15 protein-coding genes are annotated in these 14,906 nt (G+C 71.5%); 7 read left to right on the top strand and 8 right to left on the bottom strand.

Going from position 1 to position 14,906, the window contains the following annotated elements; all coding sequences use genetic code 11:
- Positions 1-36: 36 nt before the first annotated feature.
- The 3 genes from AB0D53_RS00520 to AB0D53_RS00510 all read right to left on the bottom strand — a co-directional run bounded on the left by AB0D53_RS00520 (position 37) and on the right by AB0D53_RS00510 (position 3,924).
- A complete protein-coding gene (locus AB0D53_RS00520; RefSeq protein WP_362437849.1) occupies positions 37-1,914 on the bottom strand; it encodes a glycoside hydrolase family 18 chitinase in 1,878 nt (625 codons plus the stop codon).
- A 169-nt stretch (positions 1,915-2,083) separates the two neighbouring features.
- On the bottom strand, positions 2,084-2,734 hold the full coding sequence (locus tag AB0D53_RS00515; RefSeq protein WP_362437846.1) for a response regulator transcription factor: 651 nt from the start codon (positions 2,732-2,734) through the stop codon (positions 2,084-2,086).
- Positions 2,731-3,924, bottom strand: a complete 1,194-nt coding sequence (locus AB0D53_RS00510; protein ID WP_362437843.1) for a histidine kinase — start codon at positions 3,922-3,924, stop codon at positions 2,731-2,733. The genes AB0D53_RS00515 and AB0D53_RS00510 overlap by 4 nt, the downstream gene beginning before the upstream one ends.
- Before the next feature lie 151 nt (positions 3,925-4,075).
- On the opposite strand from AB0D53_RS00510, the gene AB0D53_RS00505 reads away from it, so the two are divergent.
- A complete protein-coding gene (locus AB0D53_RS00505) occupies positions 4,076-4,618 on the top strand; it encodes a hypothetical protein (RefSeq protein WP_362437840.1) in 543 nt (180 codons plus the stop codon).
- A 54-nt stretch (positions 4,619-4,672) separates the two neighbouring features.
- On the opposite strand, the gene AB0D53_RS00500 is transcribed toward AB0D53_RS00505, so the two are convergent.
- From AB0D53_RS00500 to AB0D53_RS00490, 3 genes are read right to left on the bottom strand one after another with little or no spacing between them, the layout of a single operon-like run.
- The gene (locus AB0D53_RS00500; protein WP_362437837.1) at positions 4,673-5,245 is read right to left on the bottom strand and encodes a cob(I)yrinic acid a,c-diamide adenosyltransferase; all 573 of its coding nucleotides are present in this window, start codon (positions 5,243-5,245) and stop codon (positions 4,673-4,675) included.
- A 9-nt stretch (positions 5,246-5,254) separates the two neighbouring features.
- Complete coding sequence (locus tag AB0D53_RS00495) at positions 5,255-6,004, bottom strand: ABC transporter permease (RefSeq protein ID WP_362437834.1); 750 nt, start codon at positions 6,002-6,004, stop codon at positions 5,255-5,257.
- Positions 6,004-6,795 (bottom strand): ATP-binding cassette domain-containing protein, encoded by a 792-nt coding sequence (locus tag AB0D53_RS00490; protein WP_362437831.1) that lies wholly within the window; start codon positions 6,793-6,795, stop codon positions 6,004-6,006. The genes AB0D53_RS00495 and AB0D53_RS00490 overlap by 1 nt, the downstream gene beginning before the upstream one ends.
- A gap of 83 nt (positions 6,796-6,878) precedes the next feature.
- Between AB0D53_RS00490 and AB0D53_RS00485 the strand changes: the two genes are divergently transcribed.
- The 4 genes from AB0D53_RS00485 to AB0D53_RS00470 all read left to right on the top strand — a co-directional run bounded on the left by AB0D53_RS00485 (position 6,879) and on the right by AB0D53_RS00470 (position 11,786).
- Positions 6,879-7,520, top strand: coding sequence for a TetR/AcrR family transcriptional regulator (locus tag AB0D53_RS00485; RefSeq protein WP_329814951.1), 642 nt, complete (start codon positions 6,879-6,881; stop codon positions 7,518-7,520).
- A gap of 165 nt (positions 7,521-7,685) precedes the next feature.
- The gene (locus AB0D53_RS00480) at positions 7,686-8,534 is read left to right on the top strand and encodes a 3-hydroxyacyl-CoA dehydrogenase family protein (protein ID WP_266426553.1); all 849 of its coding nucleotides are present in this window, start codon (positions 7,686-7,688) and stop codon (positions 8,532-8,534) included.
- A gap of 236 nt (positions 8,535-8,770) precedes the next feature.
- Entirely contained in the window at positions 8,771-9,094 is a 324-nt protein-coding gene (locus tag AB0D53_RS00475; RefSeq protein ID WP_072486732.1) for an STAS domain-containing protein, read from the top strand.
- A gap of 214 nt (positions 9,095-9,308) precedes the next feature.
- Positions 9,309-11,786, top strand: a complete 2,478-nt coding sequence (locus AB0D53_RS00470) for an ATP-binding protein (RefSeq protein WP_362437826.1) — start codon at positions 9,309-9,311, stop codon at positions 11,784-11,786.
- Between the two features lie 72 nt (positions 11,787-11,858).
- On the opposite strand, the gene nucS is transcribed toward AB0D53_RS00470, so the two are convergent.
- Positions 11,859-12,530: an endonuclease NucS gene (nucS, locus tag AB0D53_RS00465; RefSeq protein WP_362437823.1), complete on the bottom strand. Its 672-nt coding sequence runs from the start codon at positions 12,528-12,530 to the stop codon at positions 11,859-11,861.
- A gap of 270 nt (positions 12,531-12,800) precedes the next feature.
- Between nucS and AB0D53_RS00460 the strand changes: the two genes are divergently transcribed.
- Complete coding sequence (locus tag AB0D53_RS00460; RefSeq protein ID WP_072486734.1) at positions 12,801-13,193, top strand: SCO5389 family protein; 393 nt, start codon at positions 12,801-12,803, stop codon at positions 13,191-13,193.
- 101 nt (positions 13,194-13,294) lie between these two features.
- Here the strand turns inward: AB0D53_RS00460 and AB0D53_RS00455 are convergent, their stop codons facing one another.
- Positions 13,295-14,338: an LLM class flavin-dependent oxidoreductase gene (locus AB0D53_RS00455; protein ID WP_362437820.1), complete on the bottom strand. Its 1,044-nt coding sequence runs from the start codon at positions 14,336-14,338 to the stop codon at positions 13,295-13,297.
- 211 nt (positions 14,339-14,549) lie between these two features.
- Here AB0D53_RS00455 and AB0D53_RS00450 point away from each other — a divergent pair, with 211 nt between their 5' ends.
- The gene (locus AB0D53_RS00450) at positions 14,550-14,879 is read left to right on the top strand and encodes an ATP/GTP-binding protein (protein WP_329814956.1); all 330 of its coding nucleotides are present in this window, start codon (positions 14,550-14,552) and stop codon (positions 14,877-14,879) included.
- Positions 14,880-14,906: the final 27 nt, after the last annotated feature.

Here is a 14,906-nt window from a genome sequence, read left to right as displayed (position 1 = left end):
CGGTGCTGGTGGGGGGGTTGTCCCAGACCGTGAGGGCTACTTCAGGCCGCTGTTGATCGCGCCGACGAGTTCACCGTTGGCGGTGTCGCCGCTGAACTCCCAGAAGAACGCGCCTCCCAGGCCCTGGCTCTTCGCCCAGCTCATCTTGGACGTGATGGTGGCCGGGGTGTCGTAGCTCCACCAGTTGGTGCCGCAGTGGGCGTAGGCGGTGCCGGCGACGGTGCCGGTGGCCGGGCAGCTGTTCTTGAGGACCTTGTAGTCCTCGATGCCCGCCTCGTAGGTGCCGGGTGCGGCGCCGGTTGCGGTGCCGCCGGGGGCGTCCTGGGTGACGCCGGTCCAGCCGCGGCCGTAGAAGCCGATGCCGAGCAGCAGCTTGGCGGCGGGGACGCCCTGGGCCTTCAGCTTGGCGATGGCGTCGGCGGAGTTGAAGCCGGCCTGCGGGATGCCGTTGTACGAGGTCAGCGGGGAGTGCGGGGCGGTCGGACCCTTTGCCGCCCAGGCGCCGAAGAAGTCGTACGTCATCACGTTGTACCAGTCCAGGGACTGGGCGGCGCCGGCGTAGTCGGCGGCGTCGATCTTGCCGCCGTCGGAGCCGTCGGCGGTGATGGCGGCCGTCACGAGGTTGTTGCTGCCGAACTTCGAGCGCAGCGCGGAGGTGAGGCCCTTGAGCGCGGCCGGGCCGCTGGTGTCGCAGGTCAGACCACAGGCGTTGGGGTACTCCCAGTCGATGTCGATGCCGTCGAAGACATCGGCCCAGCGCGGGTCCTCCACCAGCTTGTAGCAGGAGTCGGCGAACGCGGCCGGGTTCTTCGCGGCCTCACCGAAGCCACCGGACCAGGTCCAGCCGCCGAACGACCACAGGACCTTGATGTGGGGGTACTTGGCCTTGAGCTTGCGCAGCTGGTTGAAGCTGCCGCGCAGCGGCTGGTCCCAGGTGTCGGCGACGCCGTCGACGGACTTGTCGGCGGTGTACGCCATGTCGTAGTCGGCGTAGGAGTCACCGATGGTGCACTTGCCGCCCTGGACGTTGCCGAAGGCGTAGTTGATGTGCGTGATCTTCGCGGCGGAACCCGAGGTGTCCAGGTTCTTGACGTGGTAGTTCCGGCCGTAGACGCCCCAGTCGGTGAAGTAACCGAGGTTGACCTTGCCGCCGGTGCCGGGGTCGGGGTTGCCGCCACCGCCGGTGGTGCGGACCTTGACCGCGCCGCTGACCGGGCCGGTCTGGCCGGCGGTGTCACGGGCCTGCACGGTGTACGAGTAGTCGGTTCCGGCCTTGAGGCCGGAGTCGGTGTACGTCGTACCGGTGACCGTCGAGACGACCGTGCCGTCGCGCAGCACGTCGTAGTTCTTGATGCCGTTGTCGTCGGTCGCGGCGGTCCAGCTCAGCTTGGCCGAGGTGTCGGTGACGGCGCTCGCGGTGGGGGTGCCCGGCGCCGAGGGGGCGTTGTCACCGGGGACGCTGCCGCCGTCGCAGGAGGCGCCGTTCAGCTTGCAGCCGGCGGGGGCGCCGGGGCCGGTGCCGTTGAAGCCGAAGCTGACGGAGGCGCCGGGGGCGACCGAACCGTTCCAGCCGAGGTTCTTGGCGGTCCAGTGGGTGCCGGAGCTGGTGACGGTGGCGTCCCAGGCGGAGCCGACGGTGGTGCCGGAGGGGAAGTCCCACTCGATGGTCCAGGAGGACAGGGCGGTGGTGCCGGTGTTCTTCACCGTCCACTGTCCCTCGAAGCCGGAGCCCCAGTCGGACTTCTTGACGAAGGACGCGGTCGCCGAGGTGGCGGCCTCGGCGGGGGAGGCGAGGCCGACCATCGCGGCGAGTGGAAGCAGCAGCGCGGTGATGCCGGCGACCGCTCTGGATCTGGTGGCTCTTCCGGTCCCGAGTCTGAATCGGGTCCGGCGTAGGGGGGTTTCAGTGCTCAACGGTGCTCCTCGGGTGAGGTCCGGACAAACGGGGGTGGTCCGTGGACTGCAAACCCTGCGCCGCCCTGAGCGCGCCTTGTCATGGCGTGCTCACCGCAGTGTGTTCGGTGAGATTAGGAAGGTCTGGACCAATCGTCAAGAGGTCTGGACCAAAGTTCGCTGCTAAACGTCAGATGCCCAACTCCTGTGCGAGCACCGCTGCCTGGACCCGGCTGCGCAGCTCCAGCTTGCCCAGCAACCTGCTCACATGGGTCTTCACCGTCGCCTCCGCCATGGAGAGCCGGACCGCGATCTCGGCGTTCGGCAGCCCCTCGCCGAGGCAGCCCAGAACCTCACGCTCCCTCCGGGTGAGAACATCGAGCACCGAGAGGTCGGGCGCCTTCGCCGGCCGTACGGGAGAGGCCCCGGCGAACTCGGCGATCAGGCGGCGCGTCACGGCCGGGGCGATCAGGCCCTCGCCGCGCGCCACCGTGCGTACCGCGTCCAGCAGTTCGCGCGCTTCGGCGTTCTTCAGCAGGAAGCCCGCGGCACCCGCCCGCAGCGCCCCGAAGACGTACTCGTCGAGATCGAAGGTCGTCAGCACCAGTACGTCGGCGAGCCGTTCGGCCACCACCCGCCCGGTCGCCGACACCCCGTCCAGCCGCGGCATCTGAACATCCATCAGCACCAGATCCGGCCGGAGTTCGCGGGCCAGGCGCACCGCCTCCTCGCCGTCCCCGGCCTCGCCCACGACCTCGATGTCGGGCGCGCTGCGCAGAATGAGCACCAGCCCCGCCCGGACGGCCGACTGGTCCTCGGCGACCACAACCCGGATCGTCATGTCCTCGATACCCCTTCCTCCACGGGCAGTTCGGCCCGTACCCGCCAGATCCTCATGCCGCCGGTGGCCGACGGACCGGCCTCGATCACGCCGCCCAGCAGCGCCACCCGCTCCCGCATCCCCACCAGGCCCGCCCCCGAACCCGGTGCGCGCGGTCCGGGACGGTCCCCGAGCACACTGCTGACCTCCACCGTGAGCAGCCGCCCGGACTGCCCGAGCCGCACCACGACCGGGCCGGGCGCGGCGTGCTTGAGCGCGTTCGTCAGGGACTCCTGGACGATCCGGTACGCGGCCAGCTCGACCGGCGCGGCAAGCGGCCCCCGTTCCTCCCGGGTGTCCTCGAAGGCGCAGGTCAGGCCACTCGGCGCGGCGCTCGTACGGGTCTGCTCGACCAGTGCGTCCAGTGAGGCGAGGGTGGGCGAGGCGGCCGGTTCCAGGGCCCCGCCGCCGGTGCGCAGCAGCCCGATCAGCCGGCGCATCTCGGCGAGGCCGTCGACGCTGTTCTTCCGGATCACGCCGAGTGCCTCGCGCGAGGTGCCGGGGTCGTCGATGGAGAGCGCGGCGGTGGAGTGGATGGCAATCGCCGAGAGGTGGTTGGCCACCATGTCGTGCAGTTCACGGGCCATCCGGGTGCGTTCGGCGGTCACCGCCTGGGTCCGGTCCATCTCGGCCAGCAGCGCGGTCTGGTCGGCGCGCAGCCGGGCGGCCTCGGCGGCGTCCCGGTGGTTGCGGACGCTGACCCCGGTGATGGCGGGCAGGAACGAGACCATGCCGGTGACGACGCCGATGAGCAGCGCCTGGGGGTTGCGGAACCAGGCCAGGAAACCGATGGTGATCCCGACCGTGATCAGGAACGTGGTCACCGGGATGCGGCGGGCGGCGGACGGTTTCCCGTACAGCACGGCCGCGTACATGAGGTCCGTGAACATCAGGACCGTCGCGAGGTTCCCGACGGTGAACTGGTCCGCGACCAGCGCGAGCGTGCCGATGACCAGGGCCGGCTGCGGGGCGGTCCTGCGGACCAGTTCGAGCACCGAGACGACGGCGAGCGGCAGCAGCGAGACCCAGGGGGCGACGAAGTCCCGGTCTCCCTGGAGGCGCAGGCCGAGCGCCCACAGGACGAGGCCGCCGAGGAGTCCGACGGCGGCCATGAGCACGTCGTGGCGGTGTGGCCGGGCGATGGAGAACACCCTCCCATCCAACACGGCGGCCCGCGCCCGGACCTCCCTACCGGGGGTGAGGAGCCAGTACATCGAAGGATGCAGTCGTGGTTCGTCACTGCCGACGACGAATCCTCGCGGCCGGGCCGGGAGGCTGGAGGCAACGGGAAGGGGAAGTGCCGTGATCGTCACGCTGATCGTGCTCTGCGAGGTCGCTTTCTGGGTGCTGCTGGCCGCGGGACTCGCGCTGCGGTACCTGGCGAAGATGCCGCGACTGGGTGCGGGTGTGCTGCTGTGCGAGCCGCTGCTGGAGGTCGTGCTGCTGGTGGTGACGGCCATCGATCTGAAGAACGGGGCGCAGCCCGACTGGAAGCACGGGCTCGCCGCGGTCTACATCGGCTTCACGGTGGGCCTCGGCCACTCCACGATCCGCTGGGTCGACGCCCGGGTCGCCCACCGCTTCGCGGGCGGGCCGCCGCCGGTGCGTCCGCCGAAGTACGGTACGGCGCGCGCGGTGCACGAGTGGAAGGTCGCGGCGCGCTGGACGGTCGCGGCGGTGACCGCGCTGGCGCTGCTCCAGGCGGCCGTCTGGTACGTGGGCGGGGACGGCGACGTCTCCTCGCTCCGGGCGTGGCAGCAGAAGATGCTGTTCGTGATCGGGCTCAACGTGGTCATCGCGGGAAGCTACACGCTGTTCCCGAAACGCGAGCCGGCCGGGCGCTGAGCGGCCGGACGGGCGGGGAGCCCGCATCCGTCCGGCCGCTCCGGCTCGCGGTGGCTACCGCTCCCCGCCCGGCACCCACAGCACGTCGCCGACCTCCTTGTTCGCCGTCCTCGCGAGGATGAACAGCAGGTCGGAGAGGCGGTTGAGGTACGTGGCGGTCAGCGCGTTCATCACGTCGCCGTGCACCTCCAGCGCCGCCCAGGTGGACCGCTCCGCGCGCCGGACCACCGTGCACGCCTGGTGCAGCAGTGCCGCCCCGGGCGTACCGCCGGGCAGGATGAAACTGCGCAGCTTCTCCAGCTGCTCCAGGAAGTGGTCGCAGTCCGCCTCCAGCTTGTCGACGTAGCTCTGCTCCACCCGCAGCGGCGGGTACTTCGGGTCCTCGACGACCGGGGTCGACAGATCGGCGCCCACGTCGAACAGGTCGTTCTGCACACGGACGAGGACCTTCACGACGTCCTCGGAGAGCTGCCCGAGCGCGATCGCGGTACCGATGACGGCGTTGGCCTCATTGGTGTCGGCGTACGCGGAGATCCGCAGATCGGTCTTGGCGGTGCGGCTCATGTCGCCGAGGGCGGTGGTGCCCTGATCGCCGGTGCGCGTGTAGATGCGTGTCAGATTGACCATGTCGCCAGGCTAGTGCCCCACCCGGCGGAAGGCCCGGGCGCCCACCGCCGTGGCCGCGACCGCGAAGGCGACCGCCACCAGTGCCCCGTACAGCATGTGCGGAGTGGCGTACGAGCCCACGTACGCGTCCCGCACCGCGTCCACGAGGTAGCGCAGCAGTGTGAAGTGCGACGTGATGTCCAGCCATGCCGGCCCCAGTGTCATCGGCAGCATCAGGCCGGAGAGCAGCATGGCCGGCATCACCACCGCGTTGATGACGGGCCCGAACTCCTGCGGCGTCGCGACCTTCATGGCCAGCGCGTACGAGAGCGAGGCCAGCGCGACGGCGAGCAGAGCGACGAACACGAAGCCGATCAGCACCCCGGGCAGCGGCGCGCGCAGACCCATCGCCAGGGCGGCCAGGACCAGCAGCACCGCCTGGGCCACGAAGAGCAGGGCGTCCCGCAGGACCCGGCCCAGCAGCAGCGCCAGTCGGCTGACCGGAGTCACCCGCATCCGCTCCACCACCCCGGTGGACTTCTCGACGATGATCGAGAATCCGGCGAACGAGGCCCCGAAGAGCACCAGTTGCAGAAGCAGACCGGGGATCAGGACCTGCCAGGAGTCACCGGACGAACCGAGCGGCAGACCGTCCAGGAGCGGGCCGAAGAAGAGCAGGTACAGCAGCGGCATCAGTACGCCGAAGAGCATCTGGAAGCGGGAGCGCAGGGTCTGGCGGGCGTACCGGCCGAAGACGAGCGCGGTGTCGTGGACCAGCATCAGAGCCCCTGTACGGAGAGAGGTGCGGCGTCGGCGGGCGCGGCGGCGCGGCCGGTGATCGCGAGGAAGGCTTCCTGGAGCGGGGCGGTGGGGGAGCCGGCGTACTCGGCCTTGAGTGCGGCCGGGGTGCCCTCGGCCACGACGACGCCCCGGTCGATGACGATCAGCCGGTCGGCGAGCGCGTCCGCCTCGTCGAGGTAGTGGGTGGTGAGGACGACCGTCGTGCCGTGGACGTCGCGCAGCCCGCGCACCAGGTCCCACAGGTCGAAGCGGCTGCCCGGGTCCAGGCCGGTGGTGGGTTCGTCGAGGAAGAGGACGGGAGGGCGGTGGACGATGCCCATCGCGATGTCCAGGCGCCGGCGCTGACCGCCCGAGAGGGTGGCCGCCTTCCGGTCGAGCAGATCGTCGAGGCCGAGCAGGCGGGCCAGCTCGGCGGCCCGTCCGTCCGCCTCCGCCCTGCTCAGCCGGTACAGCCGCCCCTGGGTGACCAGCTCCTCCCGCACGGTCAGGTGCGGGTCGACCCCGCCCGACTGGGCGACGTATCCGCACTTCGCCCGTGCCCCGGCCGGGTCGCCGGCCAGATCGTGCCCGGCGACGGTGGCCGCGCCGCCGGTGGGGGCGAGCAGGGTGGTCAGCATCCGCAGAGTGGTGGTCTTGCCCGCCCCGTTGGGGCCGAGGAGGCAGACGATCTCGCCCGCCGAGACCGTCAGGTCGACGGACCGCACGGCGTGCACCGGTCCGCTCGCGCTGTCGAAGGTCCGGGCGAGCCCGGCCGTACTGATGATTGGCATAGTGACCACAAAAACAGAGTCGTTGGAAAAATGCAATGACACCAAAATTTCATCGGCTCAGGCCTCGGGCCTACGATGGGTGGATGGCCGAGGGACTCAGGGAACGCAAGAAGCGCCAGGCGAGGCAGCACATCTCGGACCTCGCGACCGGGCTGTTCCTGGAGCACGGTTTCGTGACGGTGACCGTCGCCGAGATCGCCGAGCTGGCGGACGTCTCCGTCAACACGGTCTACAACTACTTCCCCGCCAAGGAGGACCTCTTCCTCGACCGGATGAAGGGCGTCACCCAGCGGGTGGCCCGCTTCGTCCGCGCCCGCGACAAGGGCGAGTCGGCGGCCGAGGCGGTGCTGCGGGAGCTGCGGGCCCTGGTCGTCGCGGTGTCGCCGGAGCTCGGACTGATGGACGGCTTCGCCGACTTCATGCGCGTCATCGAGGAGGCACCCACGCTCCAGGCCAGGCTCTCCCGACTCCAGCAGGAGGTCCTGGAGGCCGTCGTCGCCACCCTGCGCGAGGAGACCGGCGCACCGGCCGACGATCCGCTGCCGGACCTGGTCGGCGGTCAGCTGGCCTGGATCGAGGGAGCCCTCGTCGGCCACATCGGCCGGGAGATGCTGGCCGGGCGCAAGGCGGCCGAGGTCTCGCGCGACGCACTCGTCGTGCTCGACGAGATCGAGGAGCTCCTCGGCGAGAAGGTCCTCAACTACGCCCGACGCGCCGCCGAATGAGCGGTGCCGGTGTGATGTCCGTCATGTGAGACGTGACGCGCATCTCTTCCCGGCCCCAGCGCCCCTCACGGGTACTAATCTCCGCCGGAGAGCATGTGAACAACCGTTAGGACCGGCCGTGCAGGGACCAGCTGCAGAGGCGAACAGAAACCAAGGGGTGCAGACGTGGCCAGGAAGCTCGCCGTCATCGGAGCCGGACTCATGGGGTCGGGCATCGCGCAGGTCTCCGCCCAGGCGGGCTGGGACGTGGTGCTGCGCGACGTCACCGACGAGGCCCTGACCCGTGGACGCGACGGCATCAAGGCCTCGTACGACAAGTTCGTCTCCAAGGGCAAGCTGGACGCGGCCGACGCCGAGGCCGCGCTCGCCCGCATCACGACCACCACCGACCTCGACGCGGTCGCCGACGCGGATGTCGTCGTCGAGGCCGTCTTCGAGAAGCTGGAGGTCAAGCACGAGATCTTCCGGGCCCTCGACAAGATCGTCCGGGACGACGCCGTCCTCGCCTCCAACACCTCCGCCATCCCGATCACCAAGATCGCGGCCGTGACGGAGCGCCCCGAGCGCGTCGTCGGGGTGCACTTCTTCTCGCCGGTCCCGATGATGCAGCTCTGCGAACTCGTCCGGGGCTACAAGACCAGCGACGAAACCCTCGCCACCGCACGGGAGTTCGCCGAGTCCGTCGGCAAGACCTGCATCGTGGTCAACCGTGACGTGGCCGGCTTCGTCACCACCCGGCTGATCTCGGCGCTCGTCGTCGAGGCCGCCAAGCTGTACGAGTCGGGCGTCGCCTCGGCCGAGGACATCGACATCGCCTGCAAGCTCGGCTTCGGCCACGCAATGGGCCCGCTCGCCACGGCCGACCTGACCGGCGTCGACATCCTGCTGCACGCCACGAGCAACATCTACACCGAGTCGCAGGACGAGAAGTTCGCCGCACCGGAGCTGATGCGCCGGATGGTGGATGCAGGTGACATCGGCCGCAAGAGCGGGCAGGGCTTCTACACGTACTGATCGTTTTCGGTCCTCCGGTTGCCTGATCTGCCCGTCGGTCGGGCCCGGAGGACCGGGGGAGTCTCCCGGAAGCAGTGGTTCCGAGTGGGCCCTCGCCGTGCCTCAGTCACTCTGCGGAGTGAATTCGGTATCGGTTCGCTTACAGACGGAAACTTCCCTGTCTCCGCCGCAGTCACTTGTGGGAGAGACAGAACAGACAGACGAACCTTGCTACGGAGCATTCCAGGGGAGCGCATATGCACATCAGGGGCGACCACGCCGAGCTGGTCGTCGGGGGCCGCCTCGACGTCCGAAGCGCGGCGGACGCCCGTACGGCCCTGCACTCGGCCCTCGACGACGGCGTCGGCGACCTGGTGCTCGACCTGACCGAGCTGGATTCCTGGGACGCCACCGGACTCGGCGTCATCATGGGCGCGCACCGCCGGGCCGGACGGGCCGGGCGGCGGCTGGTGCTCCGCGGCGTGCCGCCGCAGATGCAGCGCCTGCTGGTCGCGACCCGGCTGCACCGCATCCTGGCCATCGAGGGCGGAATCGCCGCGGACTCGCTGCCGCGCGTGTAGCGGCGCGCGCCGCGGTCGAAAGCGCGCATTCCGCACGAGAACGTGCGCTTCGGGCGGCGTGGCCCCCCGACTGTGCGCGGACACCGGGCGACGGTCTAGGGTTCGGCCGTCCGCCGATTGACGAACCCACCGGGCGGACACCGGACCAGAAGCGACAGCGGGGCGTGCGAGGCCGGAGGGGCAATCGTGCGCGACGCGTCTGGGGGCTTTGGCGATGGACCCGACACACCGGGGACCGGAAGAGTACGGCCGGGACAACGACGGCTTCGGCGAGGGGCCGGGCCGCAGACGGCCGGCCCGCGACCAGCTGACCCCGGACCCCGGCCACCCGACGCCGCCGCAGGCACGCGTCGTCCGGCTCATAGCGGGCGAGTACCTCCTCACCGTCAACCCGGTCGACGGCAGCGAGGTCGAGCTGTGCCCGCCGGGGGAGCAGCCCGGCGCCCCGGCCCGGCGCACCGCGGCCGGGCGCGCCGATCGCGAACGCGCCACCGCACCGCCCGTACCGCCGGGCCCGCCCGCCCCCCAACTTCCGCTCCTGGAGCGCGCGCAGGAACGCGAACGGCTGGCGCGCCTGCTGGCCCAGGGCCGCTCGGTGCGGCTCACCGGACCGGCCGGATCCGGCCGCACGGCGCTGCTGGACGCCGTCGCGGCCGACTGCGCGGACCTCGCACCCGACGGAGTCGTACGGCTCAATGGCTACAAGCGCACCGCCACCGACCTGCTGTACGGGCTCTTCGAGGCCGTCCACGACTCGCCGCTGCACCGCCCCGACCGCGCCGGGCTGCTCGAAAAGGTCCGGAGCATCGGCGCCGTCGTCCTCCTCGACGACCTGGAGTTCGGCGGGGCCGCGCTGGAGGAGCTGCTCGACGCGACACAGGAGTGCGCCTTCCTGTTCGCGACGGTTCCGGACGTCGCCGCGCCCACCACCGACTCGCACCTCGAAGAGGTCTTCCTCGCGGGCCTCGGCCGCAGCGCCGCGGTCGACCTGCTGGAGCGGGCCGTCGAGCGCCCGCTCACCGAGGAGGAGTCGAACTGGGCGGGGGACCTCTGGTTCGAGTCCGAGGGGCTGCCGCTGCGCTTCGTCCAGGCGGGCGCCCTGCTGCGCCAGCGCGACATCCTGCGTACCGACCCCGAGGCGTACGGCGTCTTCGGCGGCGGCGACGGCCGGCCCGCGGAGGTCCCCTTCGGGCACGACCAGGACGTCGACGGCGTCCACATTCCGCTGCCCAGCCTCGGGGAGGGCGCGGCCCCCGCCCCGCTGCTCGCCTCACGGCTGAGCGCGTCCGCCCGCGACACCCTGCGCTTCGCGGTGGCCCTCGGCGGCGAGGTGCCGCACCAGGCGCACCTGCCGGCGCTCATCGGCGACACCCACGCGGACGCCGCGCTCGGCGAGCTGGCGGGCTGCGGGCTGCTCTCCCCGGCCGGTGCCCGCTACCGGCTGGCCGCCGGTGTGGTGACCCAGCTGGAGGCCGCCGGATACGGCGAGGACGCCACCGACCGGGCGCGGACCGCGGCCCAGCACTACGCCTGGTGGGCCGGTCACCCCTCGGTCACCCCCGAGCGGGTCACGGCCGAGGGCGACGCGGTCGTCGCGGCGATGGCCCAGCTGGTGCCCGGCGACGGGGCGGGGCAGACCAGCGTGGCCGTGCTGCTGGCCCGCAGCGCCTCTCCGGCCTTCGCGGCGGGGCTGCACTGGGGCGCCTGGGAGCGGGCGCTGCGGATCGGCCAGGAGGCGGCCAGGCTCGCCGGAGAGGTCGCCGAAGAGGCGTACTTCCACCACGAGTTGGGCATCCTGGCGCTGCTGGCCGGCAATCCGGACCGGGCCAGGGCCGAGCTGGAGACCTCGATCGGCATGCGCGGGGCGCTCGCCGACAAGTCCGGCGCGGTGGCCGGACGGCGCGCCCTCGCGCTGGTCGCGGACCGTTCCGGCGGCCCGCTGCCCGTGGTCCTCACCCCGCCGGGGGACGAGCTTCCCGTCCCGCGGCCGGAGGAGCCGCCGACATCGCCCGTCCGCGCCACGCCGTCGGTGACGCAGACGCTGTCGGGGCCGTACGAGGCCACCACGGTGATCTCGCCGCAGAGCACCCGAGGGGCCGGCGGGAAGGGGCGCTTCGCGGTGCTCGCCGGGGCCCGGCGCAACCTGGTCGCCACGGCCGCGGGCGTACTCCTGACCGGTGTGCTCGGCACGGTGGTGGCGCTGGGGCTGACCTCCGGCGACGACGACGTCCAGGGGAACCAGGACGTCACCACCGAGCAGTCGCAGAGCCAGGACGACGGCGAGGACGAGGTCCCGGCCGACAGCCCGGCGGACGGTGCGACGCCCGGCGACACGGCAACCGGCGGCAGCGCGTCGACGCCGGGCCCGTCGAGCAGCGCGATCACGCCGAGCGGCAGCGGCACCCCGTCCCCGGACCCCTCGGGACCGAGCGGCAGCCCGTCGTCGGACACCCCGGCCGACAACAAGCCGTCGTCGCGCAAGCCGTCCACGTCGCACAAGCCGTCCCAGTCGCCCACGACGCCGAAGCCGACCGGTCCGACCGGGAGTCCGACGGACACCGGCTCCCCGAGCCCGACGGACACCGCCACCGAACCCGAGCCGTCCTCGCCCGACACCTCCGACTCGGCGAGCGGGCCGTCCTCCTCGTCATCGGCCGCGGAGAGTGCGGAGAGCAGCCCGACGGCGGCCTGAGCGGCCCCGGGAACGGGCGAACGCCGGACGTGACACACACGTCCGGCGTTCGGGGTCGGGGAGCGGAAAGGGTCAGAAGAGCCGCAGCTTGTCGTCCTCGATCCCGCGCAGCGCGTCGTAGTCGAGAACGACACAGCCGATCCCGCGGTCCGTCGCCAGCACCCGCGCCTGCGGCTTGATCTCCTGGGCCGCGAAGATGCCCTTCACCGGGGCGAGATGGGGATCGCGGTTGAGCAGCTCCAGATAGCGGGTCAGCTGCTCCACACCGTCGATGTCGCCGCGCCGCTTCAGCTCCACGGCGACCGTCCCGCCGTCGGCGTCCCGGCACAGGATGTCGACCGGGCCGATGGCGGTGAAGTACTCGCGGCGGATCAGGGTGTAGCCCTCGCCGAGTGTCTCGATCCGGTCGGCGAGCAGCTCCTGCAGATGCGCTTCGACGCCGTCCTTGATGAGACCCGGGTCGACACCCAGCTCATGGGACGAGTCATGGAGGACCTCCTCCATCGTGATGATCAGTTTCTCGCCCGCTTTGTTCACCACGGTCCAGATACCCGCGGTGTCGTCGGTGCCCTCCTTGAGGGTGCAGGGCGGCGACATCCAGTTGAGGGGTTTGTACGCCCTGTCGTCGGCGTGGATCGACACGCTCCCGTCCGCCTTCACCAGGATCAGACGGGGAGCGGAGGGCAGGTGGGCCGTGAGCCGGCCGGCGTAGTCCACGGAGCAGCGGGCGATGACGAGACGCATGGTCGGCAACGCTACTCGACGAGGGGCGCTCCACGCGATTCTCCCCCTGTCGCACCCGTCACCCGGGTTGACTCCGGGGGGCGCCGATCGGGCTTGCCCCTCTTTGCGCCCCTTCGTTATTGGCCGGTTGTGTTCCCAATCTCCTGGTGCGGCCAGGACTGCGCCCTTACCGTGTAATCAGGAGGTCGCCGTCCGTGTACGCTGCGTCGCCGTCCTCCTTCCCAGCCCGTAAGGCCCCGGCCCGGCGTCGGGGTCGCGAGAGGAGAACCCATGTCGCTCGACGTCTCACCGGCGCTGTTGGAACAGGCCGAGCGAGGCGAGGTCGACGAAGCCGACTTCGTCGACTGCGTCCGGACCTCCCTGCCCTACGCATGGGAGATGATCAGCTCGTTGGTGGCTCAGCTGAAGGTCGACGGCGGGGAGTTCGCCGACAACCAGACGCCGCCGCCCAACGAACAGGCACGTGGTCAACTGCTGCGCGCCCTCGCGAGTGATGCGATACGCGGTGCGCTGCAGCGGCACTTCGGGGTGCGCCTGGCATTCCAGAACTGCCACCGTGTCGCGGTGTTCCCGCTGGATGCCTCGGTCGACGAGCGTCTGGCCCGCTTCACCTCGGTGAGGGGCCAGTTGCTCAACCAGTCGCCCGAACTCCGGGACTGCTAGGGCCTGTCCGCCGGAGAGGCTCTTCGCGCTTCTGCTGCCGTTCCGGGCCGGGATCGTGCAACCCGCCCCGGGGCGGCAGCCCCCGTACCTCTTACGACGTGTCAGGTGAGCAGCGGGAGCACTTCGGTGCCCAGCCGCGCCACGTTCTCCTCCGTGGCCGCCAGATCCCCCGATCCCTCCGCCAGGAGCGCGAAGCGGGTGATGCCGGTCCGCTCGGCGGTGGCGGCGAGCCGGTCGGCGGCGAGCCGGGGCGGGCCCACCGGATGCAGGCCGCACAGCAGCTCCGTGTACGCGACCGGATCGCGCATCACCCGGTGCCGGCCGTCGATCGTCACATGTGCGTCCAGCCCCTGCCGCAGCCAGCCCGGCATCGCCTTCACGAGTGTCTCCACCGCCTCCTCGGGGCGGTCGGCGATCTGGACCACCCCTGCGGACACGTGCCCGGCCCCGTGGACGCTCTCGGGGGAGCGGCCCGCGGCGAGCGCGGTGGAGCGCCACAGGGCGACCATGTCCGCCTTCTCCTGGTCCCCGCAGTGCATCCCGAGCAGCATCGGCAGCCCCTTCTCCGCGGCGAGCCTCACCGTCTTCGGGGAGGTGCACGCGACGACCACCTCGGGGCCGCCGGGGCTTTCGCCGCCGTCCCCGGCGAGGAGTTCGTCGGCCCGGGGGACCACGGCGACCTCGCGGAAGCCGTACCGCTTCCCGCGCCCGGCCACCCGCGGTTTGCCCAGCCAGTCGAGCAGCAGCTCCAGGGAGTCCGGGAAGCCCTTCTCGTACGCCTCCAGGCCCGCTCCGAACACCTCCAGGTCCACCCAGGGGCCGCCCCGGCCGACGCCGAGGGTGAACCGGCCGCCGCTGGTGAGGTGGAGCAGCGCGGCCTGTTCGCCGAGCGCCACCGGGTGCTGGGTCGGCAGCACGCTCACCGCCGTGCCGACCCGGATCCTGTGGGTGCGGCCGAGCAGCAGCGCGGCCAGCGTGACGGCGGACGGGCAGACCCCGTACGGCACGAAATGATGCTCTGCCAGCCAGACCGAGTCGAGCCCGGACTCCTCCGCGACCTCGGTGGACCGGATCGCGCGGTGCAGCGCTTCCCCCGGCCCCTGCCCCGGAAACTGGGCTGCCAGTACGAACGTTCCCACACGCATCGCCAATTGCCTCCTTGCGGCCGACGCGGCTCTCCCCTGTGAGCAACAACGTCTGACACGTGCCAAAGGCACGGTCCGCCGGCAGGTTGTTGCGATTTTCCGGTAACTCACTCCCGTCCGGGACCCCGCCCGCGAGGCGTCGGACGCCCGTGTCGGCCAAATGGCCCTACGCTGGACGGGACCTGCCCAGACCGCCCTGTGAGGTGTACACGTGTCCCCGCGCCGCAACCGCCCCCGAGGCGGCGAGAGTCCCCACGACAGCGCCGAGGAGCCGGGGGGCCGGTACGGCGGCGGCGGACGCGCCGAGGAGTGGCAGGGCGAGCAGTGGTCCGTCCGCCCGGTCAGCGGGGCGAGCGCGGCGGGCAAGCGGTACCGCTGCCCCGGCTGCGACCAGGAGATCCCGTCCGGCGTCCCGCACCTGGTGGCCTGGTCCGAGTACGGCGGGATCGACGACCGCAGGCACTGGCACAAGGCCTGCTGGAACGCGAAGGACCGCCGCACCACACAGGTGCAGCGGTCCAGGAACGCGCCTCGCTACTGAGAGCGTCCGGACGGGGTCCGTCCGGAC

This window comes from Streptomyces sp. NPDC048295, from assembly GCF_040652135.1.
In the GTDB taxonomy this organism is placed as follows: Bacteria; Actinomycetota; Actinomycetes; order Streptomycetales; family Streptomycetaceae; genus Streptomyces.
Note: the sequence above shows the minus strand (reverse complement) of the source record. Positions and strands in the feature narration are given on the sequence as shown.